The following is an 18795-nucleotide window of genomic DNA, read 5'->3' as shown; positions in this document are numbered from 1 at the left end:
CAGCATGTCTTTTTTACACTTAGAATCGGAAAGTATCAGGATCCGGACCTACACGTGTATCTGTATTCATCGCATTGATCGTTGCCATTTCTTCTGCAGTCAATTCAAAATCAAAAACGTCAGCATTTGCGGCAATGCGTTCTGCTTTGACGGATTTTGGAATCGTGATGATCCCGTTTTGGATATCCCAACGCAAGATAACTTGAGCCACAGATTTGCCGTGGTTATTAGCAATAGCAGTCAATGTTTCATCTTGTAGCAATCCACCTTGCATAAGTGGCGCCCATGCCTCGATCAGAATGTTGTGTTTTGCTGCAAAAGCACGTACTTCGTGCTGATCTAGACGCGGGTGAAGTTCTACTTGATTTAGTACCGGAGTAACGCGAGCGTCCTTCAATAAGTTTTCTAATTGAGCAGTTGTGAAATTACATACACCAATTGCTTTGATCTTACCAGCTTGATAAAGGTCTTCCATAGCACGCCAAGATTCTTGATAATCATTGTCGCCAGGCCAATGGATCAAATAAAGATCTAAATAATCCAATCCTAATTTTGTTAGACTGTCTTCGTACGCTTGGATCGTTTCGTCATAACTCAAACCGCCATTCCAAACTTTAGATGTAACAAATAATTCTTCGCGAGAAATTCCTGCTGCCTCTAAACCAGCTTTGATCCCTTCACCGACACCAGCTTCATTGCCATAAATCGCAGCTGTATCGATATTACGGTAGCCTTGCTTGATTGCTTCGGCAACCGGACCAGCTACATTACCATCTTCTACTTGAAAAACACCAAGTCCGAAACCGGGCATTTTAACACCATTATTTAATTGAACACGATCTTGCAAGTTTGTAATCATTGTTATTTCGTCTCCTTCATTTGAAAGTATATTTAAAGTATGCACCGTGAAGTGCGGAATGAAAAGTACCTACTTTAACGTAATATAGGCACCGCAAAGTTTTAATTGCTGACAGCAAAAGACTTACGAGCTTTATTTTTTTCCACCACCAACCAAATTCCAGTGATCACTACAGCCGATAATACCATGAAAAAGCCGAAAATCGGTGTATACTCAAGTCCGAGGTGGGAGGTCACTTGTCCACCAAGATAAGAGCCGATCGCGATCCCGATGTTGAATGCCGAGATATTCAACGCTGAAGCCATTGCTGTCGCACTTGGGACATATTTTTCTGCTAATTGGACGGCATACAATTGGAGACCCGGAACATTCATGAAGGCAAATAACCCCATGATCAATACCATGATCAGCCCCATTACTTGGGAATGTAGGAAAATATAGATGCCTAAAATACTTAATGCCAGTGCGGCAAACATATAGAGCAAGGCACGAAGCGGGTTGTTGTTAGCTAAATTTCCGCCTAAAGTATTTCCAATGGCTACGGCGATCCCATATAAGACAAGTAAAATGACGATCGTACTTGCCGAATAATGCATAAACTCACTTAGAATCGGCGATACATACGTGTAGACAACAAATGTTCCGCCATATCCCAAAGCAGTAATGATCAAAACAAGCAAGAGCCGGAAGTTAGCCAGTACTTTACCAACATCACGAAGCGAGATCGCTGCGCCTTTAGATAGATTACCTGGGACTAAGAATAAATTACTGATAAGTGCAATGATCCCGATTGCCGCAATAAATACAAATGACATGCGCCAATTAGTGATTTGACCGATAAAAGTTCCTAGCGGTACACCTGTTACGGTCGCTACGGTTAAACCTGTAAACATAATTGCGATCGCGCTTGCTCGTTTATTTGGAGCGACCACATCAGCTGCGATCACAGAAGCGATCGACATGAAAACACCATGTGCTAATGCGGAAATGATTCTTCCAGTCAGTAGCAACGTAAATTCTGGAGCGGCTGCCGCAATTAGGTTCCCAACAATAAAAAGTAGCATGACGATTAAAAGTACATTTTTGCGGCTTAATTTGGAGGTAAGGACTGTTAAGACCGGTGCTCCGATCATCACCCCGACTGCATACAGGGAAACAGTTAAACTAGCATTACTGAGGGATACCCCCATATCATTCACGATCATTGGCAACAGACCAACACTGATAAACTCGGTAGAACCGATCCCGAAAGCACTGATTGCGAGAGCAAGCAAAGTTAGGGATGGATTGATTTTCGTTTCCGTATTCATTTTCATTTCTCCTTTGATTTTATTGACAATGTATAGTATCATATATAGGGTATAAAGAAACAAGTAGGTACTTTAAAATCATGTAAGCACCTTTTGGTAACAATTGTGTAACGAAAGGAGAAATGAAGATGAAAAAAGTTTATAATATTGGTGTAGAAGCAACTTTAGAAGTGATCGGTGGGAAATGGAAACCGGTTATTTTATGTCACTTGCGTACCGGATCGAAGCGAACTGGCGAATTGAAACGGCTGATCCCCGGAATTTCTCAAAAAATGCTGACTAGTCAATTACGAGAATTAGAAAAATCAAGTGTCATCAAGCGGAAAGTATACCGCGAAGTTCCGCCGAAAGTGGAATATTCTTTGACAGAATATGGAGATACATTATCGTTTATTTTAAATAAATTATGCCTATGGGGCGAAGCACATGTCGACTACTTACGCGATCAAGGGGAAGATGTCGTCTTGATCGAACGCGACAAAGTAGAAGAGGAAGAATTGGAAGAAGCAAAATAATAAAAAAGAAGCCCTGCACATAAGCAGGGCTTCTTTTATAATAAAATATCGGTTGTTTCTAACGGCTGGTGAGTGATCGATGTCAATTCATTTTTCTTATAAACAGATTTTATCTCGATTGGTGTATCAGTCGGTAAAATATGGCGTAGCGTGTAAGGCACATTATCCACGACACCGGTATTGGCAGCATCCAAGATCCAATCCAATGCTTTGAAAGCAAGAACCCCTTCACGTGTGGCAGCAGCATCTGGGATCGCAATTGTTTCAGCGAGTTCTGCCACAAATAAATACATACCACCTACTGCTTTTCCATCATCTTCCCATACCATCTGACCCGCAAAGCGCAGCGCATATCCCTTCGCTTCGATTCCAGTCTCTTCAAGGATCTCACGCTTGACGGATTCTGTGATCGTTTCGCCAGGTTCGATCTTCCCGCCGACCCCATTCCAACGCCCCATCCAAGGATCCTTTTCTCGGTTTAAAAGCAAAATGTCGTTTTTTCGTCTAATAAATGCGAGTGTGTATGCTAATATGGTCAAGACCCCCTAACTTTCTTTTATATCATCTTCCCTATATAATAAAGGAAGATAAAATGGAAGTAAAGAAGGGAAAGCCATGCGTTATGAAAGCCTAACTGCTTATTTAAAGACAATGGATCCGGAAAAAATAGGGAAATGGACACTTGGGAAAGAAATCGATGGTGCTCGGCAGTTGCCCTATGTTATTTATGAGCAGCAAATACATGATTTTTGTCATACATTTGAGCCCTTTATGGATCACAATTATCAAGAGACGATAGCTCGTTCACCGATTGAGCTTTCCTTAGAAAATCTAACAGAGCCAAACCTTTTTCAAACATTGACCGCAGAGGAAGTCATTGGCTTGCTTACGTATGTGATCCGTTCCGAGCGCTTTGTAGAAGGTTCACTTGAAAAGTTCGCCAAAGATGGCTGGTTGACAGCTTCATTGAAACGGCTACAAGCAATAGATGAAAAAAATCAAAGGAGGTGATTAGCTTGCAGAAAGCTATTAACCGAGTGAGCTGTGTGGAGCCTTTTTCAAAGGGCGATACTTCATACAGTATCTAAATAATCGTTTATCGCCCAATAGGCTTCACTTTTCTTAGCAAAATCGAGAAAAGGAGTACAGCCGATATGAAATACCAAACAGCGGATCAATTATTGCCGCATGAATTAATAGCAGAACTGCAAAAATACGTTAGCGGAAGTTTATTATACATCCCGGCGATCGAGAAAAAAGCATGGGGCGAGAGTTCCGGAACCAAAAAAGAGCTAGCTTCGCGAAATCAGTCGATCCGCGCCGCTCATGCAGACGGTACAAGCATTGCAGAACTGGCAAGCGATTATTACCTCGCTGAAAGTACGATCAAAAATATTTTATATAGAAAATAAAAAAACGGTGCAGAACTGTACCGTTTCAGACTGAAGAAAAACACCATTTCAATCATTTCCTAGCTATTCCCAGCTTGGCGAAAAATGATTAGATTCTAGGCAAAGTCGAGTACCGAAGCAGACTTTAACGACGAAGATGAGCGTTTTTCGCCAAGCTGAAACGGTGCAGAACACGCACCGTTTTTTTATGCTGAGTATGACTATAATCATTTTTCAGCTTTTGGCGATCTTACTACACTGCTATACTCAAAAAGAGGGGGGAGATCCATGCAGATCGAAAATCATACTTATAATACGATCAAAAAGCAAGCTAAGCAGGTCCTATCTGCTAATCGAACGACCAATGATAAAAAAATCCAAAAAGAGTTTGCCTATTATATCTTGGAAAAAGCAACCGCATTAGTATCCGAAAAGGAACAAGCAGAATTACTGCAGGATATTTTGGATTTGAAAAAAGAAGAAGAATTTCTTCAATTCGATGATAAGTTAAAAGCATTTGTCCGCCCGTTTCCAAACATAGAAGAGCAGAAAGCGAAGCAACTTTTTAAGAAGATAAAAAAACTTCATTTTCCAAAAGCTTCATTTCCAACCAGAGCAACTTATATCAGCTGGTTCGATAATGCCAACAACCGGAAATTTATGATCACGGAACGCGACGGTAAATTAGCAGGTTTAGCGGGAACCTTTATCACCAATCATAAGAAAAGTATCTGTCACCTGTGTCGGCAAGAAACGGAAGTAGGATTGTTTACGATCAAAGGCAAGGTCAATGCTAAGACATACGGGTACAAAGCAATGGGACATTACATCTGTACCGATAGCGTAGCTTGCAACGAAAACTTGACAGACCGCGCGAATATCGATGAATTATTTGCATTTTTAGATCGCAACTGAGCTGTTTTCTCTGTTAAAGAGAAGCAGCTTTTTCGATTGATTTAGGATTTGCCCTAGTACAGGAATGCGAAAAATGATATAATAGTTTGTGAAATCACAAACTATCTAAACAAGGGAATTTAGATAGGGAATTAAAAAATGGAGGTTTTACTATGAAAAAGGGTTTCTTTGCTTTACTGATCTCAGTAGCAGCATTGGTGCTTGTTGTTGCTGGATGTGGAAACAAGCAAAACGGAAAAGAGAGCGGTAAAAAAGAGAAAGTGGCAGTTACGTCAGGAGCTTCTAAAACAAGTTATACGAAGCTTGATAAACTGAAAGACAACTATGACATCATTATCGTCGGTGCCGGCGGAGCAGGAATGTCTGCAGCGCTAGAAGCAAAAGAAAAAGGTATGAACCCCGTTATCTTTGAAAAAATGCCGATTGCAGGCGGGAATACGATGAAAGCATCATCTGGAATGAACGCTTCGGAAACAAAATTCCAAAAAGAAGAAGGCATCAAAGACAGCAACGATGCTTTTTATAAGGAAACTCTAGCAGGCGGACATGGAACAAATAATAAAGCGATGCTACGCTATTTTGTGGATCATTCCGCAAGTGCGATCGATTGGCTTGATTCCATGGACATTACCCTCAACAACATCACGATCACAGGTGGAATGAACGAAAAACGTACACACCGGCCAAAAGATGGCTCGGCAGTAGGAAAATATTTAGTGGACGGATTACTTAAAAATGTCCAAGAAAAAGAGATTCCAGTCTTTGTTAATGCAGACGTTAAAGAAATAACAGAAAAAGACGGAAAAGTTACAGGTATAAAAGTCTTGTTTGATGGTAAACAAGAGAAAACAGTAAAATCTAACGCAGTCGTAGTAACAACAGGCGGCTACGGTGCAAATATGAAACTGATCGCCAAAGAAAGACCAGAACTTAAAGATTATGTAACAACTAACCAAGAAGGCAGTACTGGCGACGGCATCAAGATGATCGAAAAACTGGGCGGAACAACCGTTGACATGGACCAGATCCAAGTCCACCCAACCGTTCAGCAAGAAAAGTCATATCTGATCGGTGAAGCCGTTCGCGGAGAAGGTGCTATTTTAGTCAATCAAAAAGGTGCCCGATTCGGCAATGAAATGGATACACGCGACAATGTAACAGCATCTATCAATAAATTACCGAAACGTACCGCTTATTTGATTTTCGACAGCGGCGTGAAAGACCGTGTCAAAGCGATCGCTCAATATGAAGAAATGGGATTTGTTGAAAAAAGTGATACCATCGAGGGATTGGCAGCAAAAATCAACGTCCCTGCAAAAGAATTAGAAAAGACTATGCAAACATGGAACGAAGCCGTAAAAAATAAAAAAGATCAAGCATTTGACCGTACGACTGCAATGGATAATGATTTATCCAAAAAACCATATTATGCGATCAAGATCGGACCGGGAATCCACTATACAATGGGCGGTGTGAAAATCAACACCAACACAGAAGTATTGAACAAAGCCGGAAAACCGATCACTGGACTTTTCGCAGCTGGAGAAGTAGTTGGCGGATTGCATGGCCAAAACCGAATCGGGGGAAATTCGGTAGCAGAAATTATTATCTTTGGGCGTCAGGCAGGGAATAAATCTGCTGACTTTGTCAAAGGAAATTAAGAAAAAGCTCTCCTATCCGGGAGAGCTTTTTTAATCTTGATTGATATCCACTACCCGAAATGACTGGCAAACTAATAATAGGTCAGGAGTAAAAGTCATATCATATAATCCCAATTCCCATGTAAAGAAATTTACGTGGGCTTGATACCAATAATCATAACTCAGATCTCCTTCTCCCTCAGCAGCCGCGTAGGCAGGTGAAACTTCATTCATGCGGACTAAATCAATTTGTGTATATTGGATGATTGCTGCTGGCTCATCATCTCCATTTAAAATAATCGCATATTCTCCAACTTGCGGGAAAGGCTCTTCCTCTATTTCATGAACAATTGCTGAGGCAGTAGTTGCTGTTTTTATCCCCTTTATCACTAAATTGGCGAGCGTATCGCCCATCTCTTTCGTGCCGTCTCCGAATTTCCAAGCAGAAGGCATTTTCAATCGCACCTGTGCTTTTTCTTGATAGCGCTCCCAATATTCCTGAATCGCTGTAGCCATGATCTTAGCTCCTTTTTCTATTTTATATTAGGAGTATAACATGAAATCGCTGTAGGGTATAATAGTGTTAGAAAAAGATTGGGGGAAGGCGATGCGTGAAATATGGGATCTATATGATGAAAACCGAAATTTGACGGGAAAACAGCATTTCCGCGGCGAACCATTAAGCGAAGGAGAATACCACTTAGTTGTTCATATTTGTATTTTTAATTCCGAAAATCAATTATTGATCCAACAGCGGCAGCGATTTAAGGAAGGCTGGCCGGGCATGTGGGATTTTTCCGTGGGAGGATCTGCATGTGAAGGAGAAACAAGTCTTGTGGCTGCGGAGCGGGAAACAAGAGAAGAGTTGGGTCTGGATTTGAATTTAAAAAATGAGCGACCGGTGTTTACAATGCATTTTAAAGAAGGATTTGATGATTACTACATCGTAACACGCTCTGTGGATATCGAAACATTAACGCTACAGGAAAGCGAAGTAGCAGCTGTAAAGTGGGTGGATCATCAAGAAGCAACGGCAATGGTAGCGGCTGGGGAGATGATTCCCTATGTAATGCTGGATGCAGTGTTTGCGCTTCAAAAACAAGGAGCGTTTTATTGGGAAGAAGGAAAGAAATGAGGGAAATCAGAAAGGAGGAAAACAAATTGAGTTTTGGTGTGACCGCAGCAAGTATTGCTTTATTATGTATCGTGGCTGTTATTAGTTTTTTTATATGGCTGATCAAAGCAAAGTAAAAACAGCCCGTCTAAAAAAGACGAGCTGTTTTTGCTTGCTCGAAAAACGATTCCCCTCGTCGTTAAGGGCTACATTTCGATTTCGGTCAGACTGGAAATAGTGTTTTTTACTAAACGACATTTGGATTTTCTGTCTTAATGATCGCGGCGATTTTTTCATAATAATACTTAGGAGGAATGTCCATTTTGATCGAGCTGTTGTTCGCTAGCACTACTTTGATTCCATTACCGAAGAGCAGCGATTTATCAATCGAAAATTCGTCAAGCTCTAAATAGGGAATAACGAAATCAGGGGGATTATTTTTCTGCTTATGCTCGTCCACGATTTGTGCAACAAGTGCTCCAATCGCACCAAAAGCACCGCGAGTCTTTTTCAGCTGACTGCTTTTATAAATAATCAATTTGGTTTCATAAAAACAAAAGATCCCCCAATTCCCGGTTTTCTTGCCGTTTAAATGATATAAACCTTCCGCTGTGATCAATGGCTGTTCTTCCATCAAAAATCCCCCTTTTATTAGGATTGATTCCACTATACAACATCCCAAATTTGAAGGGAAGTCTTCATTTAAGACAAAATAAGAGTGTTTTAGGATATTTACTGCAAAAAACGTATTTTTATATGTTAAAATTATTAGATTCGATTTCTAGGAGGTAAGAGAATGGAGTTTATTCTTGGTGATATTTTTAATAAATTTGATGTTATCTGGGTAGTATTAATCTTACTTATAGGGGTGATTTTAATTACAGGGATTGCAACGCTGATTGTGAAAGTGCTGAAAAGAAGAAAAAAGTTTAAATAAAGAAATGGGAGATGCAAATGTTTCTTATAGCGGGATTGATTGGGAATATATTGGTTCTAGGTGTGATTGTTTTTATTATTATTTCGATAGTTAAGTTGATCAGAGGTAGGGATTGAAGGGAGTAGTTGGTGGCAAATTCGTGGCAAAAATAGTCATAAAAAAACAGGTTGTCTTTTAAGAAATGGCTTTATATAGCGATTTCTTAAAAAATAACCTGTACTAATCAAACTTATAAAACGGAGAAACGGGGATTCGAACCCCGGCGCGGCATACACCGCCTAACAGATTTCGAGTCTGTCCCCTTCAGCCGGACTTGGGTATTTCTCCATAATCAAAACAACCAACATAAAACATTTTATAATAAAAAGAAGAAAATTGCTAGTCCTTTTTCGAGGTGAATAATTAGGTAACGCTTACAATTAATGATAAAATATAGCTATCTTGAGAAAAAGGTGGTCTTGAAATTGAAACAGATAGAAATTGGCAAGAGTGGTGTTCAGGCATCTGATGTTGCGCTAGGTTGTATGCGCATGGCTGCTTTGGAAGAAAAAGAAGCTGCGAAGGTAGTACATACAGCGCTGGATAATGGAATTAACTTTTTTGACCATGCGGATATTTATGGCGATGGCAAATCGGAAGAAATCTTTGCGAATGCGATCGAGATGAACCCTACGATTCGTGAAAAAATGATCATCCAAACAAAATGCGGAATCCGGAAACAGGAAGGAACGTTTGATTTTTCTAAAGAACATATTATTGCTTCCGTTGAAGGTAGTTTGAAACGTTTGAAAACGGACTACATTGATTTCTTATTACTACATCGTCCGGATACTCTAGTAGAGCCGGAAGAAGTAGCGGCTGCTTTTTCGGAATTGGAAAAGAGCGGTAAGGTTCGTCACTTTGGTGTCAGTAACCAAAATCCACTACAGATCGAATTACTGAAAACGGCAGTAGAACAACCGTTAGTAGCGAATCAATTACAATTTGGTGTGATGCACACTGGGATGATCGATGCTGGCTTGAATGTCAACATGCAGATCGATCCAGGTTTGGTACGAGATGGCGGTATCTTGGAATACAGCCGTATCCATAACATGACGATTCAAGCATGGTCGCCGTTCCAATATGGCTTTTTTGAAGGTGTATTCTTGGATAATGATAAATTCCCTGAATTAAATGAAGTAATCAACCGAATCGCGGCTGAAAAAGCAGTAACGAATACAGCAATCGCGATTGCATTTATTCTGCGCCACCCAGCCAAAATGCAAGCAATTATCGGTACAATGAATACCGAACGGATCGTGGCAAGTGCGAAAGCAAGCGATATTACATTATCTCGCCAAGAGTGGTATGAGATCTATCGTGCAGCTGGAAATAAACTACCTTGATTTCATTTAACAAATAACTTGAAACCAGTCTCTTTAGGGGCTGGTTTTTTTGCCTTTACTTTTTCCAGTGATAGCAGTATAATAAAAACACTTAATTCCGAGTTTTTTTGTAAGGATAAGGAGGGGATACGCATGACACCTGTTATTGGAATATCTGGGAATCTATTGACGGACGCTGTACCGGGGACGATCTCTACTACAAAAGCATATGTGGGCAATGCATATATCGAAGCAGTAACGGAGAATCATGGTATTCCGTTTGTAATCCCGATTACAGAGGTAGGATTAGTTCCTTACTTTGTTGACAAGATCGACGGATTGATCTTATCGGGTGGACAAGATGTTTCTCCTCTTTTTTATGGGCAGTCGGAGGTAGAGGAAAGTACTGCTAGTTTATTGGAACGAGATCAGTTTGAACTTGCCTTGGTCAAAGAAGCATTAAAACAAAATAAAGCGATTTTCGCTATTTGTCGTGGCATGCAGCTTTTAAATGTGGCGCTTGGAGGGTCATTGGTCCAAAATATCGCAGAGTTAAACACTTTTACGCACATGCAGAATATGCCTGTCCATGAAGCTACGCATCCTATTTATACGATCGAAGGGACGCAAACAGCGAAACTGCTATCCAAACGTGCCGATGTCAATTCTTTCCACCACCAATCGATCGACCGGTTAGGAACAGGATTAGTGGCGAGTGCTTATGCAGAAGATGGAACGATCGAAGCAGTTGAGCTTGCAGATCGCCCGAATGTGATTGGTGTGCAATGGCATCCGGAAATGATGCAGTTTACAGATCAAAAAATGAAGCAATTATTTCACTTTTTTATTAAAAATGCTACTTCTGAATTTGTAATGAAAAAACGGGTTTCAAATTTGTGAAGTTGGCTATATAAATATAAGTTAGGGAGGGATTCTATTGAAAAAGAAAATAGGATTGATCATGGCAATCATGGTTATTGGGATGGTATTGGCAGCTTGTGGAAAAGGAAATGATACAAAGGGTGCAAACTCAGATAACAAAGCAATAAAAGTAACCGCACAAGGGCAGATAGCGACATTAGACAGTGCGCTCTACAGCGATGTTTTCAGTTCTGATGCGATCGGACAGATCGTGGAAGGCTTATATCTGGTAGACGACAACAATAATGCCGTTCTTGGTCTGGCAGAAAAAGCACCAGAGATCAGTAAAGATAAGAAAGTATACACATACAAGATAAAAGATGCAAAATGGGCAAATGGTGATAAAGTGACGGCAAATGATTTCGTTTTTGCTTTCCGCAAAGTTGCTGACCCAAAAACAGCATCACCAAGCTCTAACGAAACGGACGTCTTCAAAAATGGCGAAGATGTAAGAAATGGTAAAAAACCGGTGAAAGATTTAGGTGTCAAGGCGATCGATGACAGTACCCTGCAGTTGACGCTCGAACATCCAACGCCATATTTAGCTAAATTATTAACAGGAACACCATTTTTACCGCAAAACGAAAAATTTGTGAAAGCGCAAAAGGGAAAATACGGAACTTCCAGTGATACGGTACTTGCTAACGGACCATTTGTGATTAAAAAATGGAACGGCACAGGAAATTCATGGGAATTCGACAAAAATAAAACGTATTACGCAAAAGATGACATAAAATTGAATAAAGTATCTGTTCAAGTCATCAAAGATATCGGTGCTGGTGTGAACCTTTACCAAACAAAAGCGGCTGATTACACAGGCTTAGCAGAAAATTATGCGAAGAAATACCGTAAAGACAAAGATTATCACGAAACACCGAAGTCATTGATCGGCTATCTAGGTTTCAATTTCAAACGTACGAATACCGGTAATGTTCACTTGCGTAAAGCATTATCAATGGGATTTGATAAAGAAGGCTATACCGATACGATCCTAAGTGACGGTTCTAAACCACTAAACGGGTATATCCCAGAAGGTTTTGCCAAAGATCCTAAAAATAACGAAGATTTCCGTAAAGAAAACGGTGATTTAGTTACTTATGATGTAAAAAAAGCAAAGGCTGAGTGGAAACAAGCGAAGAAAGAATTAGGAAAGAACAAACTGACGATCGAATTATTGGCATCCGATACGGAATCCTCCAAACAAACGGTTGAATTCTTACAAGGCGAATGGGAGAAAAATCTTCCAGGACTGACAGTCAAAGTAAAAAATGTGCCGCTAAAAAATCGGCTTCAATTGAACTCTGCTGGTGATTATGATGTCTTCTTTGGTACATGGACACCGGATTATGGGGACCCAATCAACTTCTTGGATGGTTATATCACAAATGGCGGTATCAACTTCCCTAAATATTCCAATAAGGAATACGATAAAGGTGTCGCGGAACTAGATACTAAATTAGCAGCCGATCCAGAAGCAAGATGGCAAAAAATGTTAGCACTAGAAAAACAATTGGTTCAAAAAGATGCTGTGTTTGCTCCGGTTTATCAAGGCGCGACCGCATACTTGTTGAACAGTCGTGTAAAAGGTGTTCAAATCTTCCCATTCGGTAGAACCGTTTCTTACCGTAATGCTTATGTAAAATAAATTAAAAGGCTCTCCAAATCGGAGAGCCTTCTTTTTATTTGTCGTCTCGAAGCGGTAATTGGTTGATGTAGCTGTCCGAATAGCGCAGCAGTTTACGGCTGGCTTCAAACTTGGCGCGGACATCTTTGCCGAGTGCTTTACTCTGACCATCATAGTAAGCAGCTTTACCTGTTTCAAAACTTTCATCTGGCAAATAGGTATAATCATTTGTAAAGTAGCTTCCTTCCGGCATCGAATAGCGTTCAGGAATAAAATTGGTCTTGCTGTTCAAGATATCTTTTCCGAACATGATTTGATTTTTGGTAGGAACGCCGAGCAGATTCATGACAGTCGGCATAATATCAATCTCGCCGCCGACATTTTTGATCTCACCGGTAGCTTTCATACCCGGATAATGTAGGAAGAAAGAAACGCGATAATCATCTGCTGGCTGTGTTTTCCAGTTTTTAGATTTTGGTACATATTTTTGTTCCTCCGAAGAAAGATCTTTCGTATCCAGGATATGATGATCGCCGTACATAACGACAACGGAATCATCCCAAATACCGCTTTTTTTCAATTTAGCAATGAAAGCTCCTAACTGTTTATCCGCATAATGTTCTGCTTGGAAATAGTCACCGAGTTCTGTGTCTTGAAGGTCAGAGGGCAGCTGCAATGTCTGCTTGTCTTCGGGCAGTTTGAAAGGCATGTGGCTGCTGACGCTGATCAGCTGTGAATAAAATTTCTGTTTGTTTTTATAATGTTTTTCTAAAACCGGGAATGTTTTCTTATAAAGAACTTCATCACTTGCTGAGAAACCGATCTTATCTTCATCACCGAAGAATTTCCGGTCATAAAATTTGTCAAAGCCAACTGCTGGGTAGAAATTTTCGCGATTATAGAAACTTGCGTCATTGGTATGGAATGTCGCCGTTGAATAGCCGTTTTTGCCTAGAAGTCTCGGCATCGAGGGAATCACTCGATCGGCATATGTTTGGGTATTGGTATAATAGCCGCTTGGGAAGGTCGATGTATAGACGGACCATTCTGCATCGGCGGTATTAGATTTGGACACTGTTTGGAAAAACTGATTGGAATAGAGTGTTTCGTTTTGAAGTTTATCCAACGTCGGTGTCACCGATTGACCATTTATTTTGACGCCATTCAAGTTTCGCTGGAAGGATTCCAACTGGATGATGATGAGATTCTTTCCCTTAGCAACGCCGAAATCTTTCGGATGTTTCGGTAGTTTCTCGCCTTTGATATCGCGAACATTCTGAGCTGTGATATAGGCTGCCTTTACATTCGCTGTTCCTGCAAGTGCAGTAGCAATGTTGAAGGTAAAGAGTCCCATTTTCTTTGCTCGGATCGAGTCACTGATAATATCTTGTTTGACTGTGAAGAAGGTAAACGAGCTGACGATCACAAAGAAAGCAATGACTGTGAGTCCCACTTTTTTTCCTTGGAATTTAAAGCCGCGGAAGGTCCGTTTTTTAACGATTGCTTGGAAAAGCAAAAACGGCAACAGCAGTATATCAATAAAGTAAAAGAAATCAAGCGGCTTCAGCAAGCTCGTAGCGCTGGATTTTACGACGCCTACTTCACCGATCAGCGAAAAGCTGTGATACGTGGGGATCTCATGATAGAAGCGAGCGTATAAAACACAGACTAACATGAGGATACCTACAAATAAAGAAACGCCTGCATACCAGTATACTTGCGCGCGTTTGGAAACAAAGGTATGGATCAAGAACAAGACAAAAAAGATAAATACTAAATCAATTCCCATCGCCAAAAAATCAGGCTTACTAAAGATCTGGAAATAGGAAATAAATACTTTGGCAACGATAAACAACAAATAGATAACTATCACATTTTTTTCCTCTTTCTTCTTATATAAATTACTAATCTATCTAATTCTAAACCAATCCCCATACAGGTGCAAATATTTAGGAAATTCACAAGCGCTTTAACGTTGTTGACCTTTAAATTGCAAAAGTGTATTATTATACTAATTGAGACATAATAATCGACAAAAGAGGCGTGTATATGATGAAGCGAAATAGTTTATTTAGAAGAAAAGAATTGAATATAGAAGAAAGCAATCGGAATAAACTCACTCCGAGCTTAGGAAGCATAGATCTAATGTTTCTAGGCGTTGGGGCAGTCGTTGGAACCGGGATCTTTATTCTTCCTGGAACGGTAGCTGCTAAAAGTGCAGGGCCAGGAATCATTTTTTCTTTCGTATTAGCCGCGATCGTATGTGCTTTTTCAGCACTTTGTTATTCGGAATTTTCCTCGCGCATCCCGATCGCTGGGAGTGCATATAGTTATGGATATATGGTTTTTGGCGAATTGATCGGGTGGATGCTTGGTTGGGCACTGGTTTTGGAGTATGGGCTAGCCGTTGCCTCGGTGGCAAGCGGCTGGTCTGCCTATTTAAATTCACTACTTCGCGGATTCCATCTGCAGATCCCTCACGCGATGACAGCAGCATTCAGTATCAAGAATGGAACCATCGTCAATCTTCCAGCAATTATCGTAGTACTTGTGATCGCAGCATTGCTTACAGCGGGGATTCGGGAATCCACACGTGTCAATACGATAATGGTTGTTGTGAAGATCGTGGTGATTCTTCTGTTTTTAGCCGTAGGAATTTTTTATGTGAGACCTGAAAATTGGAATCCGTTTCTACCTTATGGACTTAGCGGGGTATTCAACGGAGCTTCTATCGTTATTTTTGCTTATCTCGGTTTTGATGCTGTTTCCTCTGCAGCAGAAGAAGTCAAAAACCCGCAGCGCAATATGCCGATCGGGATCATTGGCGCTTTGGCGATCTGTACGATCTTGTATGTTGCAGTGTCCGCTGTATTGACAGGAATCGTGTCGTATAAAGAGTTGGATGTGACCGATCCGGTGGCATTTGCAATTCATTATATCCACCAAGACTGGGCAGCAGGACTGATTTCATTAGGAGCAGTTACCGGAATGATCACTGTGCTACTGGTGATGAGTTATGGTGCTACTCGCTTAGTTTATGCAATCAGCCGCGATGGACTACTTCCAAAGGCAGCAGCTAAACTATCAGGCAAGAAAAAAATCCCGGTTCGCGCGACATGGATCTTCGCCGTTTGCGTATCACTGGTGGCTGGTTTTATCCCGCTCGATGAATTAGCTGCTTTAGTAAATATGGGAACGCTCCTCGCCTTTATGGCTGTGTCAGTTGGTATTTTGTTTCTGCGTAAAAACAAAGAAATACCAGAAGGTGGATTTAAAGTACCATTTTATCCAGTCGTTCCGATTATTTCTTTCTTATTGTGTCTGTTTTTGATCAGCCGCTTATCAGCTACGACAATGATCGCCTGTGGTATTTGGTTCGTGATCGGATTGCTCATTTACTTCATTTATGGTCGAAAGCATAGTAATTTGAATGGGAAATAATTATAGATAGGATGTCTAGTTTGTTAAATTAAGAAAAATATAAATTATCGATGAAATATAATTAAAAGTAACTAACTTACTTTTTACAAGCAAAATAATTGGAAAAACAGCCCTTCTATGTTCTAATAGAAGAAAAGGAGCTGTCAGCCATGTCTGGAATACAAACTTTACAATTAGGAACTGTCTATTTAAAAGCAAAATCAAAAGAAAAGATGCGCCGCTTTTATCAAGAAATCATGGGGTTGCGGGTATTGAGCGATAATGAAAAAGAAGTACTGCTCGGAGCTGATGAAGCGCGGGGACTCGTCCATATTTCGCAATTAGAAGCAGGTGAGATCAGTAGCTCTCCTCGGACGGGGCTATATCATACTGCCTTCTTATTACCGTCGCGTCGAGACCTTGCGAATTTATTGGTCCACATCGCACAAACGAAATATCCGCTGGACGGGGCTGGCGATCATATCTACAGCGAGGCGATCTATTTTCGAGATGTCGAGGGCAATGGAATTGAAATTTATGCTGACCGTCCTCAAGCGGAATGGCAAAGAGCTGAAAATGGAGATCTGCCAATGGCGACGAACGAAGTAGATATCGATGGCCTGCTTGCTGAAGCAGATCATGCGCCTTTTGAACAAATCGCAGCGGGTACGATCATTGGTCATGTTCATCTGCAAGTAGCGGATATCGAAAAAACAGAAACCTTTTATCAGGGTCTACTTGGTTTAAACCTTACGACGACGATCCCAAGCGCACGTTTTTTCGCTGCTGGAACTTATCATCATCATCTCGGTACGAATGTTTGGAGCGGCCGGAATCTTTCTCCTCGTCAGGAAAATGAAACTGGCTTGGATTTCTTTACGATCCACACACCACAGCATGAAACGGTGAAGACTCTGTTAGCAGAAAACGGCTATCCGATCGTGGAAAGCGCAACAGGTTTTTTCACCGAAGATCCGAATGGTATACGCATTTTTATCGGAAAATAAATAGAACACTTGCAGCATGGCAAATGTCATGTTGCTTTTTTTTATAATCGGGAATAGTTATTCAAGCGATAGTCATGCTATGATAAGATATAGAAATAGCCTAAGGAGCCGATTAAAATGTTGAATTATTATAAGTGCTCAGCTGAAAAAATTGAGCATGTTTCAAAAAGAGAAAATAGTAATTGGATTCAAATCGAGAATCCTACCAACCAAGAAATGGAGCTGCTGGCAAAAGAGCTTACCATACCAAAAAAGTTTCTTGAAGATGCGCTGGATTCCGAAGAGCGTTCACGGGTGGAACAAAATCTTTCTCATGAAGATCAGCCTTATTCTATCTTGATCATTGAATGCCCCTATGAAACGAAAGATGAACTTGGCTATAAACTTTTTGAAACGATGCCGATCGGGATCATGTTGACAAAAGACTATGTGATCACGATCTCGAAAAAAGCCATGCCTTTCATCAACGACATGCTGCAAGATAGGCTTGGAGATTTCGATCGTAGCGACAAGTGGCAGTTTATGCTTAAATTGTTTTTAGGTGCAACGAACTATTTCTTGAAATATTTAAATGATATTATTAAAGAAACCAATCAATTGGAAATCAATTTAAAAAAATCTATGAAAAACGAGAAGTTATATGCGTTTATGGCGATCCAAAAAAGTTTAGTGTTTTTTGCAACGGCATTGCAATCCAATAAAATCATTGTAGAGCAGCTGGAAGAGAAAGAGATCTTGCACAACCAAGAACTTAAACTGTTGTTAAAAGAAGTAAGAATTGAAAACAGACAAGCAGTAACGATGACGGAAACATATTCCAATGTGATCAGTGGAATGTCAGATATTTTTTCTTCCGTTATCTCCAATAATTTGAACTTGGTCATGAAATTTTTAGCCTCTGTGACGATCATCTTATCGATCCCGACAATCATTTCCAGTGCTTACGGGATGAATATCAAACTACCGATTGCCCATTATGATCATGCTTTTGCCGTGCTTAATTCGCTGACAGTAGTAATATGTGCTATTCTGGTCGTCCTTTTTTGGAAGAAAAAATATTTTTGATACGGCATGGAGGTAAAGAATGAACAAACAGACGTATGAAAAATTAGCTTATATGACAATCAAAGAAAAAATCCTCAGTGGCACGTATCGAATCGGGGATCATGTTTCTGAATCTGCACTTGCTGCAGAACTGACGATCAGCAGGACACCGGTACGACGGGCTCTGGAAGTGTTGGAAGCAGACGGGTTGATCCGCTTTGAGCGGAATCGCGGCGCTGTAGTGACTACCAGTGTTTTGACGCCGGCCCAATTTGTGCAAATGCTGGAAATGGTAGAAGTGCTTTGCTTACAAACGGTCGATAAAATCAAAAAACATTACGCCAGCTTTGAACCAAGCGAAAATATCCGATTGACCACCGAGCTGAAAGCAGCAGGGGAAAAAGGCGATTACAGCGCTTATAACAGTGGCCTCGGCGCTTGGCTGCATCAGCTGCTGACCTTTGCAGATAATCCTTATGTACAGGAAACTTTGCGTAAAATCGTGCAGGACTTCCAAGTGAAAGCGAAAAATGATTTGAAAATGCTGCCGCTACTTTTAGCGGACAGGACCGTCACTGCTTTTCATGAGTTGATCGAGGAATTACAGGCGCATCGCTATGAAGAAGCTAAAAATAGTATACAAAAGTTGATAAATGAGTTTATTATATTGACTTTTCGTTGACCTTTTGCTAATTATTAAACATAATAGTATAATAGTGGATTAGTGTGAC

At 40.6% G+C, this 18795-nt stretch carries 20 protein-coding genes and 1 tRNA gene; 14 read left to right on the top strand and 7 right to left on the bottom strand.

What is annotated here, in order from left to right; all coding sequences use genetic code 11:
* Window positions 1-19: 19 nt before the first annotated feature.
* Both EL241_RS10285 and EL241_RS10280 read right to left on the bottom strand, forming a co-directional pair.
* Window positions 20-859: an aldo/keto reductase gene (locus EL241_RS10285; protein WP_036104957.1), complete on the bottom strand. Its 840-nt coding sequence runs from the start codon at window positions 857-859 to the stop codon at window positions 20-22.
* Window positions 860-960: 101 nt separating this feature from the next.
* Window positions 961-2169 (bottom strand): MFS transporter, encoded by a 1209-nt coding sequence (locus EL241_RS10280; RefSeq protein ID WP_036104960.1) that lies wholly within the window; start codon window positions 2167-2169, stop codon window positions 961-963.
* A gap of 128 nt (window positions 2170-2297) precedes the next feature.
* On the opposite strand from EL241_RS10280, the gene EL241_RS10275 reads away from it, so the two are divergent.
* Window positions 2298-2684, top strand: a complete 387-nt coding sequence (locus EL241_RS10275) for a winged helix-turn-helix transcriptional regulator (protein ID WP_036104963.1) — start codon at window positions 2298-2300, stop codon at window positions 2682-2684.
* A gap of 35 nt (window positions 2685-2719) precedes the next feature.
* On the opposite strand, the gene EL241_RS10270 is transcribed toward EL241_RS10275, so the two are convergent.
* Window positions 2720-3217 (bottom strand): NUDIX hydrolase, encoded by a 498-nt coding sequence (locus EL241_RS10270; RefSeq protein ID WP_036105080.1) that lies wholly within the window; start codon window positions 3215-3217, stop codon window positions 2720-2722.
* 82 nt (window positions 3218-3299) lie between these two features.
* Here EL241_RS10270 and EL241_RS10265 point away from each other — a divergent pair, with 82 nt between their 5' ends.
* The 4 genes from EL241_RS10265 to EL241_RS10250 all read left to right on the top strand — a co-directional run bounded on the left by EL241_RS10265 (window position 3300) and on the right by EL241_RS10250 (window position 6651).
* On the top strand, window positions 3300-3695 hold the full coding sequence (locus EL241_RS10265) for a DUF6508 domain-containing protein (RefSeq protein WP_036104964.1): 396 nt from the start codon (window positions 3300-3302) through the stop codon (window positions 3693-3695).
* Between the two features lie 143 nt (window positions 3696-3838).
* The gene (locus EL241_RS10260) at window positions 3839-4096 is read left to right on the top strand and encodes a CD3324 family protein (protein ID WP_036104966.1); all 258 of its coding nucleotides are present in this window, start codon (window positions 3839-3841) and stop codon (window positions 4094-4096) included.
* A 267-nt stretch (window positions 4097-4363) separates the two neighbouring features.
* Window positions 4364-4990, top strand: a complete 627-nt coding sequence (locus EL241_RS10255) for a FusB/FusC family EF-G-binding protein (RefSeq protein ID WP_036104971.1) — start codon at window positions 4364-4366, stop codon at window positions 4988-4990.
* A 152-nt stretch (window positions 4991-5142) separates the two neighbouring features.
* A complete protein-coding gene (locus EL241_RS10250; protein ID WP_126320560.1) occupies window positions 5143-6651 on the top strand; it encodes a flavocytochrome c in 1509 nt (502 codons plus the stop codon).
* 30 nt (window positions 6652-6681) lie between these two features.
* On the opposite strand, the gene EL241_RS10245 is transcribed toward EL241_RS10250, so the two are convergent.
* Complete coding sequence (locus EL241_RS10245) at window positions 6682-7146, bottom strand: ASCH domain-containing protein (RefSeq protein WP_003754586.1); 465 nt, start codon at window positions 7144-7146, stop codon at window positions 6682-6684.
* A gap of 91 nt (window positions 7147-7237) precedes the next feature.
* Between EL241_RS10245 and EL241_RS10240 the strand changes: the two genes are divergently transcribed.
* Window positions 7238-7765, top strand: a complete 528-nt coding sequence (locus EL241_RS10240; RefSeq protein ID WP_036105082.1) for an NUDIX hydrolase — start codon at window positions 7238-7240, stop codon at window positions 7763-7765.
* Window positions 7766-7991: 226 nt separating this feature from the next.
* Here the strand turns inward: EL241_RS10240 and EL241_RS10235 are convergent, their stop codons facing one another.
* Window positions 7992-8378, bottom strand: coding sequence for a hypothetical protein (locus EL241_RS10235; RefSeq protein ID WP_036104974.1), 387 nt, complete (start codon window positions 8376-8378; stop codon window positions 7992-7994).
* A 162-nt stretch (window positions 8379-8540) separates the two neighbouring features.
* Here EL241_RS10235 and EL241_RS13685 point away from each other — a divergent pair, with 162 nt between their 5' ends.
* Entirely contained in the window at window positions 8541-8681 is a 141-nt protein-coding gene (locus EL241_RS13685) for a hypothetical protein (RefSeq protein WP_159099832.1), read from the top strand.
* Between the two features lie 237 nt (window positions 8682-8918).
* Here the strand turns inward: EL241_RS13685 and EL241_RS10230 are convergent.
* Window positions 8919-9008: transfer RNA gene (locus EL241_RS10230), tRNA-Ser, on the bottom strand.
* A 137-nt stretch (window positions 9009-9145) separates the two neighbouring features.
* Here EL241_RS10230 and EL241_RS10225 point away from each other — a divergent pair.
* The 3 genes from EL241_RS10225 to EL241_RS10215 all read left to right on the top strand — a co-directional run bounded on the left by EL241_RS10225 (window position 9146) and on the right by EL241_RS10215 (window position 12614).
* Window positions 9146-10069: an aldo/keto reductase gene (locus tag EL241_RS10225; protein ID WP_036104977.1), complete on the top strand. Its 924-nt coding sequence runs from the start codon at window positions 9146-9148 to the stop codon at window positions 10067-10069.
* A gap of 132 nt (window positions 10070-10201) precedes the next feature.
* Window positions 10202-10948, top strand: a complete 747-nt coding sequence (locus EL241_RS10220; protein WP_050776971.1) for a gamma-glutamyl-gamma-aminobutyrate hydrolase family protein — start codon at window positions 10202-10204, stop codon at window positions 10946-10948.
* A gap of 37 nt (window positions 10949-10985) precedes the next feature.
* Window positions 10986-12614 (top strand): peptide ABC transporter substrate-binding protein, encoded by a 1629-nt coding sequence (locus tag EL241_RS10215; RefSeq protein WP_003754595.1) that lies wholly within the window; start codon window positions 10986-10988, stop codon window positions 12612-12614.
* A 34-nt stretch (window positions 12615-12648) separates the two neighbouring features.
* On the opposite strand, the gene EL241_RS10210 is transcribed toward EL241_RS10215, so the two are convergent.
* Window positions 12649-14466 carry an LTA synthase family protein gene (locus tag EL241_RS10210; protein ID WP_036104982.1) on the bottom strand — a complete coding sequence of 606 codons (1818 nt, stop codon included), beginning with the start codon at window positions 14464-14466 and terminating at the stop codon, window positions 12649-12651.
* 176 nt (window positions 14467-14642) lie between these two features.
* Between EL241_RS10210 and EL241_RS10205 the strand changes: the two genes are divergently transcribed.
* The 4 genes from EL241_RS10205 (at window position 14643) to EL241_RS10190 (ending at window position 18746) form a co-directional block, all read left to right on the top strand.
* On the top strand, window positions 14643-16034 hold the full coding sequence (locus tag EL241_RS10205; RefSeq protein WP_003754598.1) for an APC family permease: 1392 nt from the start codon (window positions 14643-14645) through the stop codon (window positions 16032-16034).
* 149 nt (window positions 16035-16183) lie between these two features.
* Window positions 16184-17020 (top strand): VOC family protein, encoded by an 837-nt coding sequence (locus EL241_RS10200; RefSeq protein ID WP_036104983.1) that lies wholly within the window; start codon window positions 16184-16186, stop codon window positions 17018-17020.
* A 117-nt stretch (window positions 17021-17137) separates the two neighbouring features.
* Window positions 17138-18085, top strand: a complete 948-nt coding sequence (locus EL241_RS10195; protein WP_126320557.1) for a magnesium transporter CorA family protein — start codon at window positions 17138-17140, stop codon at window positions 18083-18085.
* 19 nt (window positions 18086-18104) lie between these two features.
* Window positions 18105-18746 (top strand): GntR family transcriptional regulator, encoded by a 642-nt coding sequence (locus EL241_RS10190; RefSeq protein ID WP_036104985.1) that lies wholly within the window; start codon window positions 18105-18107, stop codon window positions 18744-18746.
* The last annotated feature ends 49 nt before the right edge of the window (window positions 18747-18795 follow it).

It is taken from the genome of Listeria grayi (assembly GCF_900638015.1).
Lineage (GTDB): Bacteria > Bacillota > Bacilli > Lactobacillales > Listeriaceae > Listeria > Listeria grayi.
This window is presented reverse-complemented; position numbering and strand designations above follow the sequence as displayed.